The sequence below is a fragment of the Bovifimicola ammoniilytica genome, from assembly GCF_025567085.1.
GTDB lineage: Bacteria > Bacillota > Clostridia > Lachnospirales > Lachnospiraceae > Bovifimicola > Bovifimicola ammoniilytica.
This window is the reverse complement of the sequence record NZ_JAOQJN010000009.1, coordinates 100,535-125,026: the sequence shown is the minus strand read 5'-3', so window position 1 is coordinate 125,026 and position 24,492 is coordinate 100,535. Positions and strand designations below refer to the sequence as shown.

Below are 24,492 nucleotides of genomic sequence, written 5' to 3'. Positions count from 1 at the left end.
CTTGCTGTTCAGCTATACATTTCCCACTACCTGGGCATGTTCAGGACTTTCACCTGCGAGAGCGCGCCCATGGCGCGCAAACGAAACGTGCGCCGCTAGGCGCACAAGCAAAAAAGAAGGACTCCGTTTATTTTAAAGCGGTGTCCTTCTTTGTTTTTGTTTATTTCTTCGGCAGCTTCAGCGCCGTTTGAACGGTGAAGGTTTGATTCTCCGAAGTAAAAATATCCAGTATGCTGTGGTAACGCACGGCAACGGCGCTCATCAGCTTTAAGCCGAAGCCGTGGATTTCGGCGTCGTTCTTGGTCGTGACATAGTTGCCGTACGCATCCTGTCTGCGCTTGCCGGCATACGAATTTTCACACTTAACGGCAAGAAAGCCGTTCTTTGTTTCAATCTGAAAGCGGACAAATCGTTTTCCGGCATCCGCCTCGGCGGCGGCTTCCAGTGCGTTGTCAAGCATATTCATAAGCAGCTCGTACAGATCGCTTTCCGCAACGGTAAGCTGCGGCGGAACGGAAACAAGCGCCTCAAAGCGGATGTCCGACTGGGCGGCACGATAAGCGGCGTCCTGCAGGATCGTATTGACTGTGAAATTTTCGGTAAACTGCGTTTGCGCCAAATGATCGTTTTGCTGCTTTATATCCCCGATCAATTGCCCCAGCGCATCAATATCGCCCTTTTGATACAATGCGTCAAGAGCGATTATTTTATGCTTCATTTCGTGACGAATGGCGGCGCTGTCGGTCACTTTGCTTTCCATCGCACGATAGCTGTTCATAATCAATTCGTTGCGCAGACGGAGCGTTTTGCTTTCCATCTGCTGTGCAATAATCGAACGCATTACGGCATAGGCGGAAATAACGGCGCACACCGCAACCATCCAAACGGTGACCCAATACAAAAGCCCCGAATAATCCGCAAGCTCCGTAACATCCGAAATTAACCTGCCGATATATTTGAAAAGGTAGCTTTTTCTGAAAAATGATACCGTGTATGCAACCCCCAATGCGGCGGCGCTGGCAATAGCGGAAATTCCTAAGTATTTCCAAAATTTACGCTGACGGTTCATCACAAGATAAACGACCAAAAGTACGAGCAGCAGAATACCGATCTCTTGCCGGTTCAGAAAATCGACCAACCCGTCGCTGAGAAAATGGTGTCCCATTCCTTTGGTGATCCATTGCATCGTAAGCCCCACAGAGGCAAGGAAAAGCGGTATCAGACTCCAATCTGCCTTTTTGCGTGTCACGCTCAAAAGGAACAACCCGGCAATCATCAGCGATATAAAAGCGGTAGCACCGGCAGGAATACCGTAGTAGTTTGCATAAGCGTAGCTTTCGATTTCTTGCGCATCCACCGGCACAAAGCGCGGCAGCGGCGGGAAAATAAGGCTTGCTGTGTCAGTCACCGTGCCGGTAACCGTAAGGCGGCACTCCGTGTTTTGCGGCAGAGGGATAATCGCCTGCGTCTGACCCACGGCATTCTCCGGCACCGCGGTTTCCGACTGCCATACCTCTTTCCCGTCTATGCTGACGGTCATATTCAGCCCTGCCGTTTCAAATACCAAATTGCCGTATTCGCTGCTTGCCGGGACGACTGTTTCCAGGCGAAAGCGGTCTCCCTTTTCGGGCGACACGGTATAATCCAGCTCCGTTTCCGTGCCGTCTGTTCCTACCGTGTAGGCGGTTTGCCACTCAAGGTATTGTATGGATGTATTGAGCTTCGTGAATTTCTGCAAAAAGCAGAGCATACCGATGCAAAGCGCAAAGAATAGCGCTAAACATATCCACCGTAAAGTTTTTTTCATTCCGACGAGGCACCTCCCCATTTCATTTTTTCTGCATTTGATATGTGGAAAATTATCCGTATACTATTGTACTTGAAAATCCGTGTTTTTACAAGGGGTATTCCGCCCGAGCGACCGTTTACAGCGTAAACGACCGAAATACAGCGTAAACGACACAACCGAAACTGCCCCTGTTATGATAGAATAGATAATAGTATAAGTATCGTGAAATATCATGTCCACGCTTGCTTATCCGCTTTCAGAATCTGCTGTCGTAGCGGACAGCAAAACCAAATTATCAAAGGAGACCTGAGCTATGAACAAAAAATTTATCATCCGACGGGCAGTGTGCGCAGCACTGGCGCTTGTGATGATCGTTGCCTGTCTGCCGCTTTCGGCGTTTTCCGCAAGCAGCGACAGCCCGACCTTTTCATCCGATGCAGCCAATTCGCTGATGAAAAACACTGTACCTGCCGGGTACGACAAGACAACCAACCCTTACGGTTACGATGTTGACCGCCCATTTGCGATGGTGGAGCAAAGCGAGCTGCTTTATTTAGAAACCTACACCAATCACATTACCGGCAAGATAGCAGATGTCGGAACGGCAAGTGACCTGTATAACTTTGTATATAGTAAACGTACTGCATCCAACAGTTCGCTGCCTAACATGAATTTCGTTGATTTAAGCAACTGCGTTCTGATACAGTCCGCATCGTTTGACCCGGACGGCACCGGTCGTAACGACCATGCTGCCTATGTTGGTCTTAACCGTCGGGATAAAAATGTTTATCTCTTTGTATACGACGCAAGGGATGGCAAGCTCTGCAGCTCAGAGGTTGTCGGCGAAATGAACTGGGCGTTTGACAGTGACGGAGATCTGCAAATCCACGGTTATGATTCCAACAAATATATTGATATTGTAGCCGGAGATTTTGACAACGACGGCAAGGATACCCTTATCATCTATGTGGCGAACAGCAAAAAGGAGATACGCCGCATTACCGATCTGGACTATTATTCCGCCAATATGATGGCAGGCTGTTTTATTAAGGAATATGAATATGCCGACGGTGAGCTTACCATGCTGAATCGCCGTGAAAACGGTCCGGGGTATTATCAGCTTGGAGATGAGCTGCTGAATGACTATTATGTTAATAATTATCAAACCAACCTTAGTGGTAACAAGGGCGTTGCAGATACCATCAACGGCTCAAAAAATAATACACTGGCTAACCATTGGAAAAAGCTGACGGTCGATATGGTCGTCGGCGACTTTAACGGCGACAGAATAGACGACCTGGCAGTGTTGTCATACAATTCTAAAGGCGCATATATTGACCCGACCCCGCAGGTCAAAATACTGTACGGCAAGACCGGCAGAAGAGAGGGGCTGGCTTTTGTAGACAGCCTGCCTGACAAAAAATATTCAATAAATAATGTAACCGGGTACGACTCGACATATAATACATGGACATCCGTCTACGACGGGGGGCTTGCCTGCGGTGATTTCAACAACGACGGCTGCGACGACCTCGTTGTTGCCGGAGCAAAGCTAGATTCATTACAGCGCAAAAGCGGCTATAACCCCATTATGATGTCGATGAGGATTACAGATACTTTTGCATACAGCATACTCCTCAGCAATCAGAACAATGGATTCGTACAATCCGAGGTCAAGACCATGGCCGCCAACGGCTGGTCAGAAGACGAATGTGTAACCAAGTTTGCGGTCGAGGCCGTTGCCTATAACGGAGCAAACGCCGCAGAGTATATCTTTATCAACGGCTCATTGTATACATACAACACCGCTACCGGCGAATTAAACAAGGCTTCAACGAGCGGATTCCAGTTTGACGAAGGCCTTGGCGGAAAAGAGGAATATATGCGCTCAGTCGTGGTCGGCAACTTTGACGGCAACACGGCAGGCCGAGAGCAGATCGTGTTCGTTGCCTCCTGCCGCGACAATGACAAAGAATATTCCTTTAAAAAGTGCATGATCGCCGGCGTATATAACAATGACAAAAAAGACAGTAAAGGCAATGTGACCGATTACGGCACTGTGACCGGCTTTAGTACAACAATATCCGGTTGGGGACCCGACAAAGTTGACGGCGGCTATAAAGGCACCGGCGCACAGATGGTGCTCACATCCTGCGACCGCGACCAGGATGGCGTTATCGCCCGCTACAAGGGCGTAAGCTACGCCTACAGCGACCCGGAGGTCAAGGCGGTCATGCAGGCGGCGCCCTACTTTGCAGCGCTGGGCGACTCGGCAAATAACGAGACCGACTATACCATAACCGAAAGCTACGAGCTGGAGCAATCTTCCTCGAAAAATGTTTCCTACAGCGTGGGTATGTCCTACAGCTATGGCGGACTGCTTGCCCCCTTTGAACTAAATATTTCAGCGGGCTATTCTCTTGAATGGAGCAAGACCTACACTGAAGCGCTGGAAACCGAATACGCCATGACTGTCAAGGCGCAGGCATATAACACGGCACTGGTTGCAAGAACACCGGTATTTGTCTACTGCTATGAGGTGCTGGACGAAAACGGCGAGTGGTCTGATGGCACGGCAATGAGCCTGTCGATTCCGCAGCAGCCGGTGTATCAGCAGATGAGCATTGACGACTACAACAGCTTTGCTGAAGAATACAACTCCTATATGGAGAAAAAGGGCAATCGCGCCATCACCAAGGAGTCGGATAAGACCTCCAAAGATGAAGCCTGCTACTACCGTCTTGAAAAAATCAACGAAGCGGAAAACTGGCTGGACGGCAACGAGGGCAACCCCTATATGTACAATCAGTTGGGCTGGGGCGCATACAGTGCACTCGGCGCTCAGCAGCTCAGCCAGAACACTATCCGTATGGGCTATGCGGGAGGTCTGAATGAGGTTTCCTATTCCAAGAGCAATATCAAATCGGTCTCCGAGGAGATTTCTCACGGATTTTACTTCAACTTCTCCATCAGCTTCGGCGTGTTCGGCGACGGTATCCTATTCTCGCACGATGTGGGCTTTGAAACAAGTCTGAGTTACAGCAACGGTTCGGGCGTTTCGACCACCAAAACCTCCTCGCAGGGATGCATCGGTGCGGTCAACGACATTGACGGCCCGGCTCTTGCCGAGGAAGGAATCCCGGCAAGCATTTACACGCAGTATACCTTTGACTGGACGCTGGGGCAGTGGTTCAGGCACCTCTATGGTGAGGAAGGCAACAAGACCGTCTTTATCGGCTACAGCCTATCAAATGTCAGCACACCTGCTCCTGCAGTAGATGATTTAGAGGCAAACCTGTTTGCAGATGATGCGGTGCATCTTACATGGTCTCAGCCCGACAAGACCCCCGGCTGGCCGGAGGTAGAGGGTTACTATGTGTATCGCGCGGAAAACGGCGAATGTACGAAAATTTCCGATCTGCTTCCTGCCGATACGACATCCTATGAGATTGAGAACCTGAAAACCAATACCAACTTGGGTTTTGCTGTTACCTCCGTTTGCAAGGTGGACGGCAAAGAAAAGGAAAGCACATGGTCGAATATTGCCGAAGTTACCACGGCAAAGAGGTTCTATAAGGTCAACTACTCAGTGGATAACGCAAAGGCTTCCGACATCAAGGTGCGGCATCTCGGCAATGTTGAGATCCAATCCGGAGATGAGATCAGCGAGAGCGAAATCATCAAGGTAAAGGTCACCCCGAAAAGCGGGCAGTATGAGCTTGTATCCCTTACCCTCGACAACGGCGGTGAAACAATGGTATTCACACCCGAAAAAGACGGAACAATCGTATGTGCCTTTACTCTGAACGGTGAAGCCAATATGCGTGTTTCCACCAAGCGAGCAATAAATTCCGCTCAGATCACATTTACCGATACCTACACGGCAGACGGCATGGTGATTGGTACGGTCAGCGCGGCGGTGGGCGATGTTCCTCTGAATGCCCCCGGCGGCACGGTTACCGATAATGTGACCTTTACCGCCGTACCCGGCAAGGGCTACAGACTGAAATCATGGAAAATTACCGACGCAAGTGGCACCACCGAAACTATAGACGCGGCAGGCTCTAACAGCTATACATTGGGGCTTGCTTCCGAAAAATACACAGTCGAGGCAGAATTCGTAAGTCTTTCTGAAATCGGCAGGCTTGTAAAGGTCAATATCCCGGCAGAGGGCGGCACGGTGGAAATCACCGATACAAACGGCGACAGCGTTACTCTGAATGAGAATAACAGCGTGTATGTTCCTGTAAATTCCAAGCTGACCTTCACCGTCAAGACGGACGCAGGCTGCAAGTTCCGCGCATGGACGGACGATGCCAAGGGACAAAGCGGCGAAAGCTTCACCATGACCATCACAAAGGACACCGAGATCGGTGTGGAATTTGATGTTCCCGTGCGTGTAGGCTTGACCTATTCTGCCACAAGCGGTGAACAGACCGGTGCCGTAGCGACCAAGCAGGGCTATCAGTCAGGCGCAGGCGTTCCCGTCGGCACGAAAATTACTCTTACCGCACAGGCGGCGGAAAATTACCGTGTGCAGAAGCTCGTCATTACCCGTGGCAGCAAGGTTGACACCGTAACGACCGACGACAAGTTGTACAGCCAGTATGATTATGAGCTTGTGGTGGATACCGAAACCGATATTCAGGTGTATTTCACCGAAATCGAGCAATACACGGTTATGGTGGATAGCCCGAAGCACGCAGATATGACAATCAAAAACGGTGACAAGGATTTCGTAAGTGGCAAAACCGTTCGCTACGGCGATGAAATCACCGTCACAGTCAAGCCGAAGGAAAACTACCGCCTTGCAGATGCAGATTCGTGGATCGACAACGGCGACGGCAGCTATACCTATAGAACCGGCGCAATCAAGGCGGATACCAACATCTCAGTGAAAATCGAGGAGATACCGGAATATACAGTCACATTCCCCATGACTTTGGACGGCTGTATCCTTTCGGTAAAGAACGGCAGTGAAAAAATCGCCAGCGGCGACAAGGTGTGCGAGGGAACGGTGCTTACCGCAACCGTAACGCTTGACCCGACCTATATTCTCAAGGGCTGGTACATCGGCGGCGAGCTGCTTTCTGAAATCAATAAGACCGAAGTCACCTTTACGGTGGACGGCGATATGCTCATTACCGTTATTGTAGCCGATGTCAAGGGTGACAAAGGCGACCAGGGCGACCAAGGTGATAAGGGCGACACCGGCGTAGGTGTAAAATCCGTTGTCATCAATGAAAACGGCAATCTCATTATTACCCTCACCGATGATACCGTGCTTGACCTCGGCAAGGTTACCGGAGATAAAGGCAGCCAAGGCGATAAGGGCGACCAAGGCGAAACCGGTGCTACAGGCGTAGGCGTTAAATCGGTGACGATCGACGAGAACGGCGACCTGATTATTACGCTGACCGACGACACCGTGCATAACGCAGGCAAGGTCACCGGAGATAAAGGTAACCAGGGCGATAAAGGTGATAAGGGCGACAAGGGCGATGCCGGAAACAACGGCGCTGCCGGTGTCGGCGTCAAGGATGCTGTTGTAGATGAAAACGGCAACCTCATCATTACTCTGACCGACGGCACTGTGTACAATCTCGGAAATGTCACCGGAGCCAAGGGCGACAAGGGTGACGCAGGCAAGGACGGTCAGGACGGTCAAAACGGTCAAGACGGATCAAATGGTTCAAACGGCTTGAACGGAACCGGAATTCAGTCAGCGCATATTGACGCAGACGGCAATCTTATCATCACCTTTACCGACGGGGTTGTTACCAACCTCGGCAAGATCGTCGGCACAGACGGAAAAGACGGTAAGGACGGTGCTGACGGTAAAGACGGCATCGGAATCAAGGGCTGCCGCATTGACGATGACGGCAATCTGATCCTTACGCTGACCGATAATACAACGCTTGACGCAGGCAATATTTCCGCGATCAGCGACAGAGTCAGCGTTTCCAAGCCCCTTGCTACCGCAGCCGTATCCGTTTCGGTTACATCCCTGCTCTGGAACATCGTAACTCTTGTTGTTGCCATCGTCAGAAAAAGAAAGGTGATCTGATCGCACCCAAAGCTTCTGATGAAGCAGCACAGCGTGTATGATAGACAAGGCATCGGATTCAACCGGATAGGATAGTAAAAACAACACCGTAGGAGGTAGTGTCAAGAGTTATGCGCAAAATTGATTTTGGCTCTAGTAGAAATCTATTACAGTGGGCGGCTTAACCGCCCCTTGGTTACTTTTCAGCAGGCAGGGCGCAAAGGGTCAAGGGCGGCGGTACGCCGCTTGTCTTGCCCTTGACGCTTTGTGACCTGGCTGCTACTTATCCAACCAGTGGCTCCTGCTCCATGGCTTCCAAGTGCTTCATATTCATGTATTTCTTGCTGCCCCACTGGGTTCCGGCTACATGACGAAGCCGTGCGCAGACCAGCATCAGCGCAGAGTTTCCGTCAGGAAGCGCACCGACTACCCTCGTCCTGCGCCGGATCTCACGGTTCATCCGTTCGATCACATTGTTGGTTCGGATCTACATACACCCAATGCTCAGAGGGGAAGTCACAGTAGGTCAGCGTTTCCTCAATGCCATCCGCTACTTTCTTCGCAGCCTCCGGCAGCTTCATAGCCTTCAGCTCAGAAACCACTGCGACAGCCTTCTCCCGGGATGCCTTCCTGCTCCTTTGATATTGCTGCCCTCTTTTGCCCTTACTTCGTTTACCTTAATTGAATACTTCATATGCTATTCCTCGCTTTCTTTTTGTTCTTTGTTTTGATTTGGTATGATAAGCTCACACCAAAGCTGTTCTATCTGTTCACAAGACAATCTGCCATTTAACCAGTTGCCAAGTGTAACGACCATTCCGTCCTGCTCATAGTAGAGCCACTCCTGTGTTTCAATGTTCCCCTCATACACGATAGTCACATCAAAATCAGGCATAAATAATCCTTCCTCCGCATCCCATACGCAGGCTATTCCCTGTCTGAGTGTCAGATTCATGCTTTCGACATATACAGACCAGCCGCTTACGACTATCTGAAATTCATCATCAATCTCTGCAATATCATCCTCAAGTCCGATTAACTCTTCCATTTCCGATACTGCCTCTTCTATTTCACCTAACCGGTATCTCTTATTCATCCATCACCGCCTCCTTATAAATGCACCTGACTACAAATCGCATGGTTCCTTTCTGGGAACAGGTAAAAGGAGTTAATTCTTTTTCTGTACTCTGTGTCTTGATGCTGTTATCATATGGATTTACTACCTCTGTCTCTGTTACCTCATAGATGTGCCTCAGTCCGTTTTTGACGGTTATCATCACTTCATCACCTATGGATATCTGACTTAGTGGTGTAAAAAATGTGCCATACCTGCTGCCATTGTGACCGCACAATACACAGTTGCCACTCTCCCCAATCCCTGTTGTTTCTTCTATATGACCAATCCCGGCATTAAGCACTTTACTTGTGGTTCCTTCCATTACCGGATACCGGATATCTATGCCCGGTATCTCAATGATACCGATAACACCGCCTTCTTTAAGAATGGCTTCATCCTCTTCACTAATGGAGGTTTGCTCTTCCTCCACATCTGTTTCTTCATCGTAATCATCCTCCAATGTCTGCTCAAATTCACTTATGAGCTGTTCTGTCTGTTTTTCTCCGGTTGCCCGCCAGAAAAAAGGGACTGCCATAATGGCAATCCCTGCTGTAATCAGTAGTCCTGCGACCACCTTTCTTATGCTCATATTATTCACTCTCCTATCGTGTTCTGCCCTCTCTGTCGGATGGATAAGCACCTTTATCCTCTGCTACAATTGCTGCAGATTCCATTCTGTCATCAGCTTCTCTTTCTTCCTCCGGTCCGCTCAGGTCTGCATCCACAGCCTTTGCGTTCTCAAGGTCAAGCTGGGCATTCAGTTCACACTGCCTTGCCAGCTTTTCTTCCAGTTCCTTGCTGTACGCAAATGGCTTGTCATACTCAGTCTTTGATGCTTCAAGGTCATTCTGGTACTGCTCAATCTTCTTTTCCAGGAAATCAATGTTCTCATGGAGTCCGTTGAACAGGTTTTCCAGCTTCACCATACTGCCGACAGGACTTGTGGAAAGCTCTGCCTTGTACTCGGTCTTTCCACGAAGCACCATATAATTGATGCCAAGGAAGTTCTTTTCCACAAGCAGCTCAAATCCGTGGAATTTACCGATTGCAGTTGTCTCTCCGGTCTTGCATTTGCTGATTGCTTCAAGCATCATCGTTCCACCATCCACACGCTCAGTATAGGTTGCTTTGCCTATGGTAATGGCAAATTCCGGATTATCAATCAGCTCTTTATCCCTTGCCTTTACATCCTCTCTTACATTGGCAAGCTTTTCGGTTGCTGTCTTAATGAGCTTCGGGTACTTGATCATAAAGTTATCCTGCAAGCCATATCTCTGATTATCATAGGATGCCTTTAAGAGCTTTAATCTCTGGACATCATTGTCAATCTCCATCTTTTCCTTGATCAAAGGATTACCTGTAGCAACCGCCTTGATCTCTGCATATGAAAGTGTAGCCTCGTCGATATCCTCGCAGCTTCGGCTTACAGCCTTGCTTGTCATAACCTGACTGATAAAACGCTGCTTATTCTCGACGAGTGACCAGTTGTATGCATCAAAGGTTCCTTTGGTGACATATCTGTAGATTGCCACCTCTTCATTTTCGTTGCCTTGTCGTATGCCTCGTCCTTCCCTCTGTTCAATAGAAGAAGGCTTCCACGGACAATCGACATGGTGCATTGCAACAAGGTGTGTCTGCACATTGACACCTGTTCCACACTTATCTGTTGAACCGATAAGAACTTTCTTTTTACCTGTCCTCATCTCCTTAAAAAGTGCATCCCTCTGTGCATCTGTCTTGGCATCATGGATAAAAGCTATCTCATCTGCCGGAATACCATACTGGATAAGTGTTTCCTTCAAATAATCATAGATGGTAAAGTCTTTATCCGGTCCCGGTGTGCCGATGTCCGAAAAAATAAGCTGGCAGCCTATATGACCGTTGGCATTTCCTTTCTCATATTCCTTCCAGACATTCTCCGCTACCTTATTGAGCTTTCCATCCGGATTATTTGGTGCATCCTTATCAATCAGCCTTGCATCTGTTCCGAGAAGTCTTGCCTCATGGGTAATCTTTAGGAAGTTATCCTCTCTTGGATCTACTCCACCGCCTCTGATACGCTCTGCCCTCACAACAAAGTCTTCCATGACCTGTTTTACATACCAGTCAGGCTCCGACTCCACAATAATAGGCTTGCCTCCACGAAGTGCTGGCACATCAAGGTCAAGCATATCTGCTGTCTGCACATCTGCTACCTCACGGAAGATATTCATAAGCTCCGGCAGATTTGTAAACTTATTAAATCTGCTCTTAAAACGGAATCCGCTTCCCTCTACAGTAAGCTCCAGTGCTGTTGTCACTTCACCAAAGTTCGCTGCCCATGAATCAAAGTGATAAATCCCCATCTCTTCAAGTGCCGCTTTCTGTAAGTAAAGCTGCATGACATACATCTCACACATGGTATTGGATATTGGTGTACCTGTTGCAAATACAATGCCCCTGCCATCATTTATCTCAGATAAGTACTGGCATTTAAGCTGCATATCCGTTGACTTCTTAGCTCCACTGCTGCTGATACCTGACACATTATTCATCTTGGAAAAAATCGCAAGGTTCTTAAAATTATGTGCTTCGTCCACCATAATGGAATCCACTCCAAGTTCCTCAAAGGTAATGAGGTCATCCTTCCTGCTCTCATCAGATAGAGCTTTCAGCTGCTCCTCCAGCTTTTTCTTCTGGCTTTCCATCTGTTTTACAGTCCAACGCTCCCCGTTACGCTCCTTCATCTCATCAATCGCATAGCTGATTTCATCAATCTGCTCATTGAGCATTCTTTCCTTTCTCTCTGCTGAGATCGGAATTTTTTCAAACTGCGAGTGAGACATGATAATGCAGTCATAGTCACCTGTCGCAATCCTTGATACAAACTGCTTTCTGCGGCTTTTTTCAAAATCACGCTCTGTGGCAACTAAAATATTTGCTGACGGATAAAGCCTTAAAAACTCTGATGCAGTCTGCCCGATAAGCGGCTTTGGAACAACCATGATCGTCTTATTGGCAAGTCCGAGTCTCTTCTGCTCCATGCAGGCAGCCATCATCTCAAAGGACTTTCCGGCACCGACACAATGAGCAAGAAGCGTATTTCCTCCGAGAAGGATTCTTGCCACAGCATTTTTCTGATGAGGCTTTAACTCAATCGCCGGATTCATTCCCGGAAACTGTAAGTGGCTTCCGTCATATTCACGCAGACGGATATTATTGAATGTCTCGTTGTAATACTCCACATACTTCTGTCTACGCTCCGGCTCTGCAAACAGCCACTCCTTGAACTTCTCCTTAATCATGTTCTGCTTTTCCCTTGCAAGCATTGTCTCATTCTTATTGACTTCGTAATGATATTTGCCATCACCGTCATCAATCCTGTCCCTGACTGTTACAGTCTTTAGGTTCAGCGTATCCTCAAAAATAGAATAAGCATCCATGCGGCTTGTACCATAAGTCTTAGTAGCTGCCACTGAATGCTTATCCATGCTTTTATTCTCAATGAACCATTCCATGCTCATCTTATTTAAGTGTACCTGTATGCCTGTATTGTAAAACTGACTTCTGACTGCCCTTGCCCGCCTTGGCGTATTGAGAAGTTCATAGATAAACTGCTCATAATCAAGCGGTTCAATCCATGTCGTGCCAATCTTTACATCAATGTCTGATGCTTCAATCCACTCCGGCTGCACCTTTTCAAGCGCTGCCACATTGCCTGCAAATCTTTCTGCCTGTGGATTGTCTGTATCCGCTGCCATAGCTTTTGCCACACGAAGCTTGTCTCTCACATTTCCGGAAAGATACTCGTCTGCTGTCTCCCAGCCGATGTCCGGATTATTCTCGTTGTAGCGGTCAGGATTAAGGAAAATCAGTCCATCAAGCTCTTCCACAAGAACTGCCCTTCTAAGCTCTGCCAAAGCATCATCACTTAGCGTTATCTCATATGCTGCCTGTCCGGACTTTTCTGCAAGCACTTCCTTTGCATTTGTAATATCCGGCTCATAGATAGAAAGCATATAGGCAAGATTTACATATCCAAATTCATTGACGGATACATTTAACGCTTCCACGGCAGTCTCAACCCTATCTATGACAGTTTTTGCCTTAATCGTCTGCTTATAAAACATATCCGCTTTTTTCACCTCCCCGTCTTCGTTTACTTCCTCAAGACTGCAAAGAAGCGGATAGTCGCTGTCATCTCTGAAAGCTATTCTGTTTGCTTTTGAGGTAATGGCTCCATACTGCTTTATAAAGGCATCGTATTTCACATTAAGAAGTCTCTGCTTATCAGAAAGCTCCTCCTCGCTGCAGCCATCCATCTGGATATCAATCAGCTCTCTTGTTATCTGTCTGATTTCATCAAGACTTCGGATTCGCTCCTCGGCAGTCTGTGATACTTCTTTTCTTACCATCTCGGAATTTTCCCTGTAATAGAGCTTTCCTTCATAAAATGTGTAAGTGTAGTTTCTCACATCCGGATCAGCCGGGATAACTTCCTCCGTCTGCTCCGCCTCGTCTGCCACTCTCTCAAAATCTGTCATCTGTGCTTTGATATTACCGATAGCTTTGTTTAATGCTTCATACATATTGAAGTTCTCGTCATCATTCACACAGACTGTATATCTGCTGTCCTGTCCGTAAATTCTTGTGTCATACTCCATAGAACCAAGCATCATTTCCGGATGCTCTGCAAAATAAGAGTTGACAGCAATGCCATTCTCAGTCACACCAAGGTGTACCCAGTCCGGCTCAATATCAATCTTTCTCTCCCTCTTCTGCAAAAACAGGATATCTGCTGTCACTTCGGTTCCTGCATTGTCTTTAAATGCAGTATTTGGAAGTCTTATTGCTCCCACAAGTTCTGCTCTTTCAGCCAGATACTTTCGTATAGTAGGATTTGTCTTATCAAGTGTTCCCTTTGTGGTAATCACCGCAACCATGCCTCCCGGTCTTACCTGATCAAGTGCTTTTGCCAGAAAATAATCGTGGATACGGAAGTTATACTTGTTGTACTTTGGATCAAATACCTTGTAATCACCAAATGGCACATTTCCGACAACCACATCAAAGAAGTTATCCGGATATGTGGTATTCTCAAATCCTGTGATACTGATATTGGCATTCTGATAAAGCTGCTTTGCAATTCTTCCTGAAATGCTGTCCAGCTCCACTCCATACAGTCTGCTCTCATGCATGGCCTGCGGCATGCTTCCAAAGAAGTTACCGATACCCATAGACGGCTCCAGTATATTGCCGCCTCTGAATCCAAACTGCATAAGTGCCGAGTTGATGCATGAAGCAATCTCCGGTGACGTGTAAAAGGCATTGTTTACTGTTGCCCTGGCAGCACTGTATTCCTCATCAGATAAAAGTTCTTTCAGCTCTGCATACTCTTTGCTCCAGCCTGCGTTTTCCTCGTCAAATGCCTGTGACAGTCCGCCCCATCCGACAAACTTCGACAGAACTTTCTGCTCCTCCGGTGTGGCAAGCCTGTTTCCTGATTCAATCTGCTTTAGAGTGCGGATTGCATCCATATTCCACTGGTATCTGGTCTTGGCTCCGCCTTTTTCCATTTCCCAGAGGTTATAGTGGAAGTTGTGCTTTTTCTGCGCCGCATCATCTGAAACTACATGTCCATTCTCATCAATCTTGGTATCCCAGCCATTCGCTATTGCTCTTTCCCTGGTTTCAAGACGATTGGCTTTTACACTATCCTCGATATCAAAGAATCTCTTATAGACCGGATTCATCTTATCCCGGTCAGCTTTCTGCTTTGTCTCCTGATAATACCTTTTCTGGTCTTCTCCGCAGTAAAATGGCTGTTTTACCATATAAGATAAGATTTCATATAACTCACGCCAGTCAAGTGCACCTTCCTTACGCACACCATTCCTGTTCTTATAGCTGATCTTCACATATCCGCTTCTGATTGAGTACTCCACAAGACCATACTTATTGTTGGAATATGCTTTTCTTTCTGCATTATCTGTCCCTAATGCAATATCCCTGATAAGGTCAAGTTTATTGGGCATAAATGCAAAATCAGACTGCACCACATCCATAAGGAATGCCCTAAACGGAGTGTAGCAGCTGCAATCTGTTACAAGAATCTCCGCCGCATCACGCAGGTCTTCATCAAGCTCTGCAATACGCTTTGCATAATCAATCGGTGTAATATACTGAAGCTCTGATGGATCTTTTTCAGTTGTTTCAGCTTCTATCTCAGCACCATATTCTGCCTGTGTTACCATGCGGTCTTCATCGGCAGTTTCCTGTGGTATCATGCCTTTTGCACTTACATAATCTCTGTTAGAAGCATAGCTCTCCGGCTCATCCGGTATTGCATAATCATCAATCTCTGATTCTGCCTCTTCCGGTTCCACTTCCCGGTATTCGGCATCAATGACCTCATCATCCTCACGGAGTCCGTCCATCGCAAGCTCATCAATACGAGGTGTCTCAGGCTGGTATTCCCCTGTAAGAATAAGGACGCCAAGCTCTTTTTCGATATCTTTCCATGAAACATATCCTTCAACCTCTCCATCCTCATCTCGCCACTGAAAACGCAGTCTGTTCCCATGAAATGTGTCATATCCGTGCAGTCCCAGTCCGTCAACCGGCCAGCCTGCACCTCCCTGACCATATTCTGCTTTGATACGCTTTGCCCTGGTTCCTGCATCAATCTCAGTTTCAAAAATCTTGCATACCCTGCCCTTGCCACCGATAAAACCTGTACCTCTCATAAGCACCTGTTTGATATATTCACTTGGTACTGTTGCAGACTTTTTGGGATTCAGGTAATTGTATTTACCTGCTAATGCAGCTTTTCTGTCCTGCTCGAACTGACGCATAAACTGATTATTGTTTTCGTCCTCAGTATGAATGGTGCCAATGCTTGCCTGCCCGTTCTGGTCGAAAAAAAAGGAAGCCTGTGTATATTCGGCTTCCTTACTAACACCCAATGAATTGATTTCATCAAGTTCCCTATTCAGTTCTGTATCATCTGATTCTAGTGGAATCGCATCACTATCTGATTCAGTACCACTTCCTCTGCCTGCATCTTCGCCTGCTCTCTTATCTTCCACATCTCCATTGTCGATGACGGATTCTGTGGCTTGTGCTTCGCCAGATACTGCATCTCCAGCTGGTCGTACAGCTGGTTCGCTTCCTCCTCTACCGCTGACATCTTCTCGTACATCTTCCCGAATCTCATCAGCGTCTTGTATCTTGCCGGCTCGTTCTCCTGAAGATAACTCATCGCCATCCTTCCGTATTTGCCCAGCTTCGTGAGATCCTCCGTCTCGTCCGGCATCTCTATCTGCGGATAAAGCAGTCCGTCCACTTCCTTGTAAGTCATTTCTTCTAACATATCCAATTCTCCTTTCGCTCTCGATTGCCTTTAAGTTACAACTAAATTCTCTAAGAACACTACAGGAGACATCGCATACAATGGAACCAAGACGGTAAATGATCTCTTCGTCTTTGATATTTACGATCTGACTAAAATCCTGTTCTTGCACAGATAAGTCAAATCCGCATCTCGTCCCTACAGCATACATGACACTTGCATATACAAGCTGCTCCATGTCCATTTCCTGCTGTAAGCCATTGCGTTTCTTACTTTCTTCCTTTATCACACTACCTGATAGCTGCATAAGCTCGGTCATTCGGTCTCCGAACTCTTCTTTTATTATAAACCAAACATCTGTTCCTGTAAACTGTTTTAATATATTTTTTAGAGACTCCCTGTCACTGTTATCGTACTGCTCAATCTGACCTTCTGACACAAGAAAATCCACATAATCCTTAAGATTTTCTCCCTCAAGGTCCCATGTCAGCTTAACATTCTTTCCTCCGGTATCACTGATATCAAAGATATACCTCATGCGTGGATTCAGTGCCCTTGATGGGAAGATAGCGCAGCCTTTCGCACCACGCTTTACATATCTTCCCACCTTTTTCCAGGTATCATAATCTGCCATGAGTGTGCTTTTTTCCGGAAGTCTCTGAGCTGTTACCATAACGATATTGTCAAATTCATAGCGGTATAACTGACCTGCGACCTTTAACACATCCTTCCAGTTCTTTTCTGATCTGGTGATGTTACCAATCTCAGAATCGTATATCGCTTTGACCTTCATATCAACGCCCATACCTTTGTCCTCCTCTACTTAAACATCTCTGCAAACAATCCCTTAAATAGCTTTAACTCATCCTTATCCAGCTCGATTGCAAATTCATTGTCGATTGCCTGTTTTTCGCATTTATCCTTTTTCTTTGCAATCTTACGCACCACACGAAGAAGCACATAGCATTCCTTGGACTTTGCAATGCTCTGTTTAAATGTCAGCTCATCCTCATCGACTGACTTCTGTGTCTGATAGATAATCTCTTTTAACTTATCATTAATACCATCTACTTCCTCAATGGAAATAATAACGGATGCCTTAGAAGCACCCGATCTGTCCCACTCCTTATGAAGTTCCTTTACTAAAAACTCCATGTTCTTAATTACTGTTGTTGAATCACTTGTCATCTTGCTCTTCCTCCGTTTTCTTTTAATGAAGAAGGGAGCTGACTTTCGCTGATAGGTGCAAAATCAACTCCCTTCATGTCCTCTGCTCCAAGGACTATCTGCTCTGCATAATACATATCCATTGCCTTATTGATGGCATCGTCAAGCGACTCTGCCTTTACTTTCTGTACTCGTGAAAGCACTTCTTTTATCTCAACATCAAATTCCTGTTCCATATGATATCGCCTCCTGTAAAAATCTCATCACCGGCTCTTTTCTTCCTTTACCTGTCTTTCCTTAAAGCCTTCATCGTACTTTCCATCTTCCAGCCTGTCGTAAAAACAGTCTTCTTCAATCGTTCCGAAATCCTCATACATCTGGTGAAGGAAGTCATTCTGCAGCTTCTTTGGCACATCATCATCCTTTGACATATCTTGATAAAAATAGAACTTCTGCTTTAGCTTTGCCCTGTAATCATAGATATCCTCTATCTTTTCCGGTGTGCCATACTCCCTCTTGTATGCCTTGAAATTTGTAGTTGAAAGTGTGGAACCTAGATAAATGCCATGCTCCCACGATACCCCGATTGTGGTATTGTCCTTTGTAGGCTTCTCATCCTTGGGATAACGCTTATACTCTGTCGCACCAAGGGCGATTGTAAGGGAACCTGACTTCATATCCATCACCACAAGATTCCTTGGTGATAATGCTTCAAGCACCATGTAATCATGGTCATTGAAGTTATGAAATGTCTGTCCCCTTTCAAATGAGCGGTTCTCCATTTCATAATGCAGGTTAAAATCATCCACCCAGCCCTTATCGGTCATTCCAATCTCCTTAAGCTTTGCAACACATTCAGAAGAACTGGATTCTTCATCAAACCGAAATTCTTTGGAATCGTTATAAAACCCCTGAAGAAAATGTCCCAGCTGAATATCATCCAGACAGAATCTCGCAGATAAAGTTACATTTGCTGCCCTGTAATACTCTGCGAAGTTATCTGCTTCACCAAGTGTTCTTCCAAGCTGCAACAAATTGTCTGCAAGCTCTGACATGTCATCAACTGCTATAAAACTCTTATAATCATCCAGAGTCATCAGCATATTTGTCTCTGTTCCCCTGTCGTTTTCTGTTACCAGTATCATATCTTTTAAATCCATTCTTACCTCCAGTCTCAGAGAGGGACTATGCCCTCTCTGCAAATTTCCTGTTATGGTCTTCCTATCACAACAATCTTTCCTGTGCTTGCCACATCACGGTAAACCACACCAAGACTTTCATTAAGTGCCTCTACCACTTTGCCATTTCCGACATATACTGCCACATGGCTGATGTTCTTATATCTTCCGTTGCTTGTAAAACTGTAGAAGATAAGGTCTCCCGGCTGTAACTCATCAAAGGAGACTGTCTTTCCGGCTTCATCCAGTCCCTGTGCCTCCGCTGCCGCTGTGGTTGCCCCACCGTAACTAATATCCACGCCTGCATCCTTCCATGAATAATAGGCTAAGGAGCTGCAGTCATAATAGTTACCGCTGTCTCTTAAATCCTGACTATAAGGGAAGCCAACTCTGTGAAGTGCATAGGAGCAGACTGTTTTCTGCCTGCTGTCTGTAATTCCACTAAGGATGGCATTGATTTCATCCTCAGTCATGGAGCTTACTCCCGGACTTCCGCCTCCGCCGCCACTTCCGCTTCCGGCATATCCAAGCTGTCCCATAAACTCCGGACTCATGATCTGCTCAAGCATTTCCACCTGATCAGAATTAAATCCATAGACCGAAATCATATCTCTGTACGATTTCAGTGTGACATTCACATACAGAACCGACTTCGTGACAGTAGTTACATTACCGTCTGCATCTGTTTCTTCCACATCCTTTGTTCCTGCGCTTGTGGTGTATGAACACATATCATTTACTACTGCCTGCAGCCAGCCTTTTGAAATGTCATTCATGACTGTTGCAGTATCTCCGATACCATGCTTGACCATATAGACTGCCATGATGTCATAGTAATTGCTTGGGTTTTCTTCCATACCTTCATAATCCACATATACAAGCTCTCCAAGGTCATATCCGGTATGCTCATTCACTTTCGTATTCACATCCCGGTTAAACTCCTGCACATAAGCACTCGTTACTGTCTGCACGGTATCTCCTGATTCAAGTGGTGGCAGAAATAAAGCAAATGGAGAATTGTAAAGGATTGCTATCACCGCTATAACCGGAACCGCAATCATGGCAACTACAAGAACAAGTAATAAAAGCACCAATCCGATAATCGGTACAGCTGCCTTTACCCAGGTAATCGCTTTTCGCACAATCAGATCCTTTACCAGTTTTGCCACGCTGTCTGTCTGATTCTCCTGTGCTTTCATCTTATCCAGAAAGAATTTTATCTTCCTGCTCCGGTTGGTCATCTTTTCATCCTTGACCTCTATGGACACACCTGCAGCATATCCGGCTGCCATGCCGATTGCAGTACCAACTCCCGGTGCAACCGCTGTTCCTGCCGCTGTAGCAGCTGCCTTTGTCGCAGTTTTTGTTGCAACCTTGGCAGTAGTCTTTGCTGTTTCTTTTGCCGTCTCTTTAGCTACCGTCTTGGCTGTATCTTTGGCAGCTTTCTTTGCTGTCTTTTTTGCCAGCTTCTTTCCTGCCTCTACCTTCTTGATACGCTTCTTTGCCTCGGCTGCCGCCTTTTTCCTGAAAAGTGCTGCCCCCTTGGAAGCAGTTCCGGTAACAGGTTGGCTTGCTTCATATGCAAGATATGCTGCCTGCGATACTTCCTGCCCGCCTTCCATCTGCTCTGTTACTGCCCCGGCTGTAAGTGCACCTGTTCTTCCTGCAATGTGAAGATTGGTGTTCTTGGTCTTGATGGAAGTGTTTGATTCTCTATAGTTTCGCTTAAATCTTGATAATCCCTTATTCTTCGGCTCTGACTGATGAATGGTGCTCTTGCGATAGGACTTCTTTCTATCCGTATCAGTTACCTTTGCACCAGCTGTCTTAGGACCTCTCTCTACTGTATAGATGTTGCTGCCTTTAATCTTGGCTCCCTTTGGCTCGTGGGCATGAATCTTGGCTTTCTCCTTGGTGTGAATGACCATCGGTTTGTCATCGACCTTTTTGATTTTCAATTTTCTCACCTCCTACTTTGAAAAATAAAATAAGCCGCTAGGGAGCAAAAATTACTCCTTAACGGCTATGTAAAATCATTCAATATTCAATTATTAAAAGCAACATAAAACTTGAATTTAACGTTCTCTTTTATGCCTATCAATAAGCAACAAAACAAACATAATAAACCATATCCCCCATGCAATCAAACAACCAATTCCTAGATATTGGATATCTATGATTATTCCAATAATAAAAGGAACTGACATAAACATCATTCTTTTTCCATATGCCTTACACATAGCATTCTCATCGTATTTCTTTCGTTCATCCGCTGATTTCATATTATAACCCGACAAGAAATTAGCAGCTTTTCCTTCTGATTTATAAAACCACATTCCAAACAAAAACATAATCACTGCCATCATAAAGTCAAAAACAATATAGATCATATAATCATAGAACATATAATACAATTTCTCCTTTCAACCAATCACTCTTATCTCTTTGAATTTTCTACATTACTCCTCATCTTTGACCAAACATAGCAAATCAGTATATCCTGACTGCATAAGTAATTGCTTAAAACCAGAAAGCACTTCTTCTTTTGTATAATTGTTATTTTTCAAAAACTCACTATCCTTCTCACTAAGGTATTGGTAGAAAAGAGCTGCTGCCATTACCTCATTTCTGTCTGTATAATCAATGCTATCTAAAAGTATATTCTCTGCTTCGTTAATTTCCCCAGAATCAATCATATCAAGAAAATCTTTCAAATTTTTCCCTGATACTTCATATTTATTTTCTTTTTCAAGTTCAACAGAAACATACTTTTTCCCAAACATTAAAGAAAATAATACTCTTACCATTTCTTTTATCATTCGCATAATATAGTCTTTTTCGTCTGTGAAATACATTTTTCACCTCCATAACTACCGATTTTACTTTGTAACTATGACTTTTCCTTCTGAATCCAGAAGAGGTGTAATAGCCGCTCCATATCCAGATTTCCAACAAAGATAGTTAACCTCAGTCTCTTTATCTACAAGGATTTGGCGAACTCCTTCATCCTTAAGCTGACTTCCGTCTCTAAATGTAACTTCAAATCTTTCTTCTTTCTTTGCCATGTTTATTTCTCCTTTTTTCAAGCGTTAAATTCAAAGTTTCTTTTCCCTAATAATTACAAATATTCCTTGGAAATTGCTTCCACACCATACATTTCCATAAATGCATCCAGGTCCGCTGCATCCCAAATCAACATATTCTCATCAAAGTGTACGATATGCATATCTTAAAATCCAGCCACATGTTCTCCGGTACAAATGATACATTTTAGAACTGCTTCCTTATTTATTTTTCATATCGAATCTTATATGCTTTTTTCTTAAAAATAGGGAATATCTAATTTATTATCATCAAGGTCGGACATTCATCCGACCTCTTGATTATACTATAGATTCTATAAAAATTCATCTGTTATCACTGCAGCATTGCTTCTTTTTTCTTCTGTTCCGCAATCTTCTCATGAATGTTGGTATTATACAGCCTGTACAAATCTGTATCCTTACTAATCTGATTATCAAACGGAATCACCACCGAGCCACACTTGATAAGTCCCATTCCCGATGCAGTATTGGTTACGAATCTTAGCTGTGCCTCTGATACCCCGATAACTTCCGCCATCTTGGAACTGTCTGTATTCGCCTGTTTTAAGAGTGCCACAAACTCAGAGTTTGCAAGCATTGTGGTTGCTGTATAGTTCTGCAACAGATCGACGACATTCTGCGTGATACCGGTACAAAGTCCTCCCTGCTTTCTTACTTTCTTCCAGAGCTGCTGCAGATATTTTGCAGAATACTCGGAATTAAGCAGGACGTGAAACTCATCAATATAGAGCCATGTTGCCTTGCCTCTCTTGCCATTCTCAACAATCCTGTTCTGAATAGACTCCATCATGACAAGCATTGTGATAGGACTAAGCTCCGTACCTAAGTCCCTGATGCCATATACTGTGAATCTGTTATCCACATCCACATTTGTCTGATGATTGAAGATATTAAGTGAACCATTTACGAAAAGCTCCAAAGACAATGCAATGTCCTTTGCCTCATCCTCCGGCTGTGCCATAAGGATATCGTAAAAATCACTCATCACCGGGATATACTTCTCTTTGCTCCTTGCAATGTCGATATACAGCTTTCTCACACAACGATCAATGATTGACTTCTGTCTTGAATTTAAGCTGTCCCCGATACACTGCTCACAAAGTCCAAGCATAAACTCGCCCTTTTCTCTTACCATTCCCTTGGAATCATTCGGATCAAGGCTCCATACATCCATCTCCAGCGGATTCACATAGTTATCCGTGTAGGTAGACATATTTACTACAGTTCCGCCATAAGTCTCAGCAATATCAAAGTATTCGTTCATTGGATCTATGACGATTATCTCATCATCACCCGACAAGAATACGCTGCCCATCTCCATCTTACAGAAGAAGGATTTACCGGAACCCGGCACTCCGAAAACGAAGCCATTTCCGTTAATGAGCTTCTTTCTGTTACCGATATTCACATTCTTGCTGATCTGGTTGATGCCATAATAGTTCCCTGTGCTGTCATTTAATTCCTGCACATTAAATGGCATAAGCACCGCAAGTGACTGGGTAAGAAGTGTACGCATTGTCTCCACCTGTCTTACACCAATCGGAAGTGCTGTGTTGAGTGCCTCCCTCTGCTTTAAGTAGTGTGTGTCAATCGTGCAGCTGTTACGTTTTCCGATAGTCTCTACTGTCTCACATACACTCTCAAGCTCCTTCTTGCTTTCTGCCATAAGAATAATGGTTACTCCCACAAAGAAAAGGCACTGGTCATTCTCACGGACATCATCCATGATTTCCTCAATCTCCTTTTTCTCCGTTCTTTTGGCATATGAGATTTCCGTAGAAAAATCGTTATTCTTATTACGGACTCTCTGCTGCTTAATGATATCCGACTCAATACCAAGGTATTTCTTCTGAAGCACCTTTGTTGTCAGATCCTTGGGAACTGGCACCACATCAATGCTCGTGATGGAATGAACTGGAAGGGAAGTAATCTCATTGATGAATCTGTCTGACAAACTGCTCGGATACTTTTTGATGAAAAGTGCCTTGCAGAATTTACTCTCATCCTCAAAATGGTCTGGGAAATATTTCACCATCCCATTGCACAGATCATTTCTAAAATCTGCCCCAACCTTCTTTGCCTTTTTGATATCAAAATCAAAGCTGCCCTCATCTCCAAGATGATAATAGTCATAGAGCACTTTCAGTCTCTCATTGCCATTAAGTGGTACAATCTCCGCACCAAGCTCAATGAAAGCCTTGTGTATCGTTGCCTCAAGGGTTGCAAACTGTGCCTTTGCCTCCTCGAAGTTCTTTCTCTCAATCGTGATTGTCAGGTATCTCTCCTGCTCAATCCCCTGTCTGCCCTCAATAATCTTCTCCTCAATGATGTCATTGTAGATACTTCTATAATTATTGAAGCCATCGTTTTTCTCAGCAATCAGAACCTTATCACGGAGTTCATCCATGTTTTTGTTCTTATTGTTGATCGTAATCTTATAATTACAGTCCAGCGAATTTAAGAACTTACAGTATCTCTCAAATATGCTGATCTGCTCATCCTCGGTTGCTGTCGTGTAATTGATGTCCTGAAAGCGGTAGCATTTGGAATACTTATTTTTGCTTACTTCAAAAATGCCATTTTCAGCCACCGCCATAATCTCTATGGTTTCCTGAATGGATTTAGGTGTCTTATACAAAGGCTCACTCGCCTTCTTTAATAACTTAAATCCGTCTGTAAATAAACCCATGTCTCTAACCTCGCTTTCTTATAATGAAAGCCCGCCGGGAACTTCACCCTGCGGGCTATGTTCCCGACCTTG

Annotated in this window: 14 protein-coding genes and 1 pseudogene; 2 read left to right on the top strand and 13 right to left on the bottom strand. The window is 45.3% G+C overall.

Features of this window, described 5'->3' with window-relative positions:
- Positions 1–191: hypothetical protein (locus OCV48_RS11980; RefSeq protein ID WP_262559785.1), on the top strand; the 191-nt coding region annotated here is incomplete at its 5' end.
- Here the strand turns inward: OCV48_RS11980 and OCV48_RS11975 are convergent.
- Positions 161–1,807: a sensor histidine kinase gene (locus OCV48_RS11975; RefSeq protein WP_262559783.1), complete on the bottom strand. Its 1,647-nt coding sequence runs from the start codon at positions 1,805–1,807 to the stop codon at positions 161–163. The two genes, OCV48_RS11980 and OCV48_RS11975, sit on opposite strands and share 31 nt — an antisense overlap.
- A 295-nt stretch (positions 1,808–2,102) precedes the next feature.
- Here OCV48_RS11975 and OCV48_RS11970 point away from each other — a divergent pair, with 295 nt between their 5' ends.
- Positions 2,103–7,856 carry an InlB B-repeat-containing protein gene (locus OCV48_RS11970; protein WP_147592057.1) on the top strand — a complete coding sequence of 1,918 codons (5,754 nt, stop codon included), beginning with the start codon at positions 2,103–2,105 and terminating at the stop codon, positions 7,854–7,856.
- A gap of 262 nt (positions 7,857–8,118) precedes the next feature.
- Here the strand turns inward: OCV48_RS11970 and OCV48_RS11965 are convergent.
- The 12 genes and pseudogenes from OCV48_RS11965 to OCV48_RS11905 form a co-directional block, all read right to left on the bottom strand.
- Positions 8,119–8,461, bottom strand: a pseudogene (locus OCV48_RS11965) (transposase); the annotation flags it as partial.
- A gap of 71 nt (positions 8,462–8,532) precedes the next feature.
- Positions 8,533–8,931: a hypothetical protein gene (locus OCV48_RS11960; protein ID WP_147592056.1), complete on the bottom strand. Its 399-nt coding sequence runs from the start codon at positions 8,929–8,931 to the stop codon at positions 8,533–8,535.
- Positions 8,924–9,541, bottom strand: coding sequence for a class D sortase (locus OCV48_RS11955; RefSeq protein WP_147592055.1), 618 nt, complete (start codon positions 9,539–9,541; stop codon positions 8,924–8,926). The genes OCV48_RS11960 and OCV48_RS11955 overlap by 8 nt, the downstream gene beginning before the upstream one ends.
- Before the next feature lie 13 nt (positions 9,542–9,554).
- Positions 9,555–17,087, bottom strand: a complete 7,533-nt coding sequence (locus OCV48_RS14100; protein WP_147592054.1) for a helicase-related protein — start codon at positions 17,085–17,087, stop codon at positions 9,555–9,557.
- Between the two features lie 14 nt (positions 17,088–17,101).
- A complete protein-coding gene (locus OCV48_RS11940; protein ID WP_147592053.1) occupies positions 17,102–17,470 on the bottom strand; it encodes a hypothetical protein in 369 nt (122 codons plus the stop codon).
- Positions 17,467–17,685: a DpnD/PcfM family protein gene (locus OCV48_RS11935; RefSeq protein ID WP_015567852.1), complete on the bottom strand. Its 219-nt coding sequence runs from the start codon at positions 17,683–17,685 to the stop codon at positions 17,467–17,469. The genes OCV48_RS11940 and OCV48_RS11935 overlap by 4 nt, the downstream gene beginning before the upstream one ends.
- A 27-nt stretch (positions 17,686–17,712) precedes the next feature.
- Positions 17,713–18,609, bottom strand: a complete 897-nt coding sequence (locus OCV48_RS11930) for a hypothetical protein (protein WP_147592052.1) — start codon at positions 18,607–18,609, stop codon at positions 17,713–17,715.
- Positions 18,610–18,659: 50 nt separating this feature from the next.
- Complete coding sequence (locus OCV48_RS11925) at positions 18,660–20,594, bottom strand: C40 family peptidase (RefSeq protein WP_394803284.1); 1,935 nt, start codon at positions 20,592–20,594, stop codon at positions 18,660–18,662.
- Between the two features lie 108 nt (positions 20,595–20,702).
- The gene (locus OCV48_RS11920; RefSeq protein ID WP_330415344.1) at positions 20,703–21,032 is read right to left on the bottom strand and encodes a DUF3784 domain-containing protein; all 330 of its coding nucleotides are present in this window, start codon (positions 21,030–21,032) and stop codon (positions 20,703–20,705) included.
- 54 nt (positions 21,033–21,086) lie between these two features.
- Complete coding sequence (locus OCV48_RS11915; RefSeq protein WP_147592051.1) at positions 21,087–21,482, bottom strand: DUF6483 family protein; 396 nt, start codon at positions 21,480–21,482, stop codon at positions 21,087–21,089.
- Between the two features lie 24 nt (positions 21,483–21,506).
- A complete protein-coding gene (locus OCV48_RS11910) occupies positions 21,507–21,692 on the bottom strand; it encodes a DUF6440 family protein (protein WP_147592050.1) in 186 nt (61 codons plus the stop codon).
- A 352-nt stretch (positions 21,693–22,044) separates the two neighbouring features.
- A complete protein-coding gene (locus OCV48_RS11905; protein ID WP_147592049.1) occupies positions 22,045–24,420 on the bottom strand; it encodes a VirB4-like conjugal transfer ATPase, CD1110 family in 2,376 nt (791 codons plus the stop codon).
- Positions 24,421–24,492: the final 72 nt, after the last annotated feature.

Coding starts and splice junctions, on each gene's coding strand:
- OCV48_RS11915 (WP_147592051.1), bottom strand. CDS start 21,482: ATGTATTTCACAGACGAAAAAGACTATATTATGCGAATGATAAAAGAA.
- OCV48_RS11975 (WP_262559783.1), bottom strand. CDS start 1,807: ATGAAAAAAACTTTACGGTGGATATGTTTAGCGCTATTCTTTGCGCTT.
- OCV48_RS11920 (WP_330415344.1), bottom strand. CDS start 21,032: ATGTTCTATGATTATATGATCTATATTGTTTTTGACTTTATGATGGCA.
- OCV48_RS11940 (WP_147592053.1), bottom strand. CDS start 17,470: ATGACAAGTGATTCAACAACAGTAATTAAGAACATGGAGTTTTTAGTA.
- OCV48_RS11960 (WP_147592056.1), bottom strand. CDS start 8,931: ATGAATAAGAGATACCGGTTAGGTGAAATAGAAGAGGCAGTATCGGAA.
- OCV48_RS11930 (WP_147592052.1), bottom strand. CDS start 18,609: ATGGATTTAAAAGATATGATACTGGTAACAGAAAACGACAGGGGAACA.
- OCV48_RS11955 (WP_147592055.1), bottom strand. CDS start 9,541: ATGAGCATAAGAAAGGTGGTCGCAGGACTACTGATTACAGCAGGGATT.
- OCV48_RS11970 (WP_147592057.1), top strand. CDS start 2,103: ATGAACAAAAAATTTATCATCCGACGGGCAGTGTGCGCAGCACTGGCG.
- OCV48_RS14100 (WP_147592054.1), bottom strand. CDS start 17,087: ATGGGCGTTGATATGAAGGTCAAAGCGATATACGATTCTGAGATTGGT.
- OCV48_RS11905 (WP_147592049.1), bottom strand. CDS start 24,420: ATGGGTTTATTTACAGACGGATTTAAGTTATTAAAGAAGGCGAGTGAG.
- OCV48_RS11910 (WP_147592050.1), bottom strand. CDS start 21,692: ATGGCAAAGAAAGAAGAAAGATTTGAAGTTACATTTAGAGACGGAAGT.
- OCV48_RS11935 (WP_015567852.1), bottom strand. CDS start 17,685: ATGGAACAGGAATTTGATGTTGAGATAAAAGAAGTGCTTTCACGAGTA.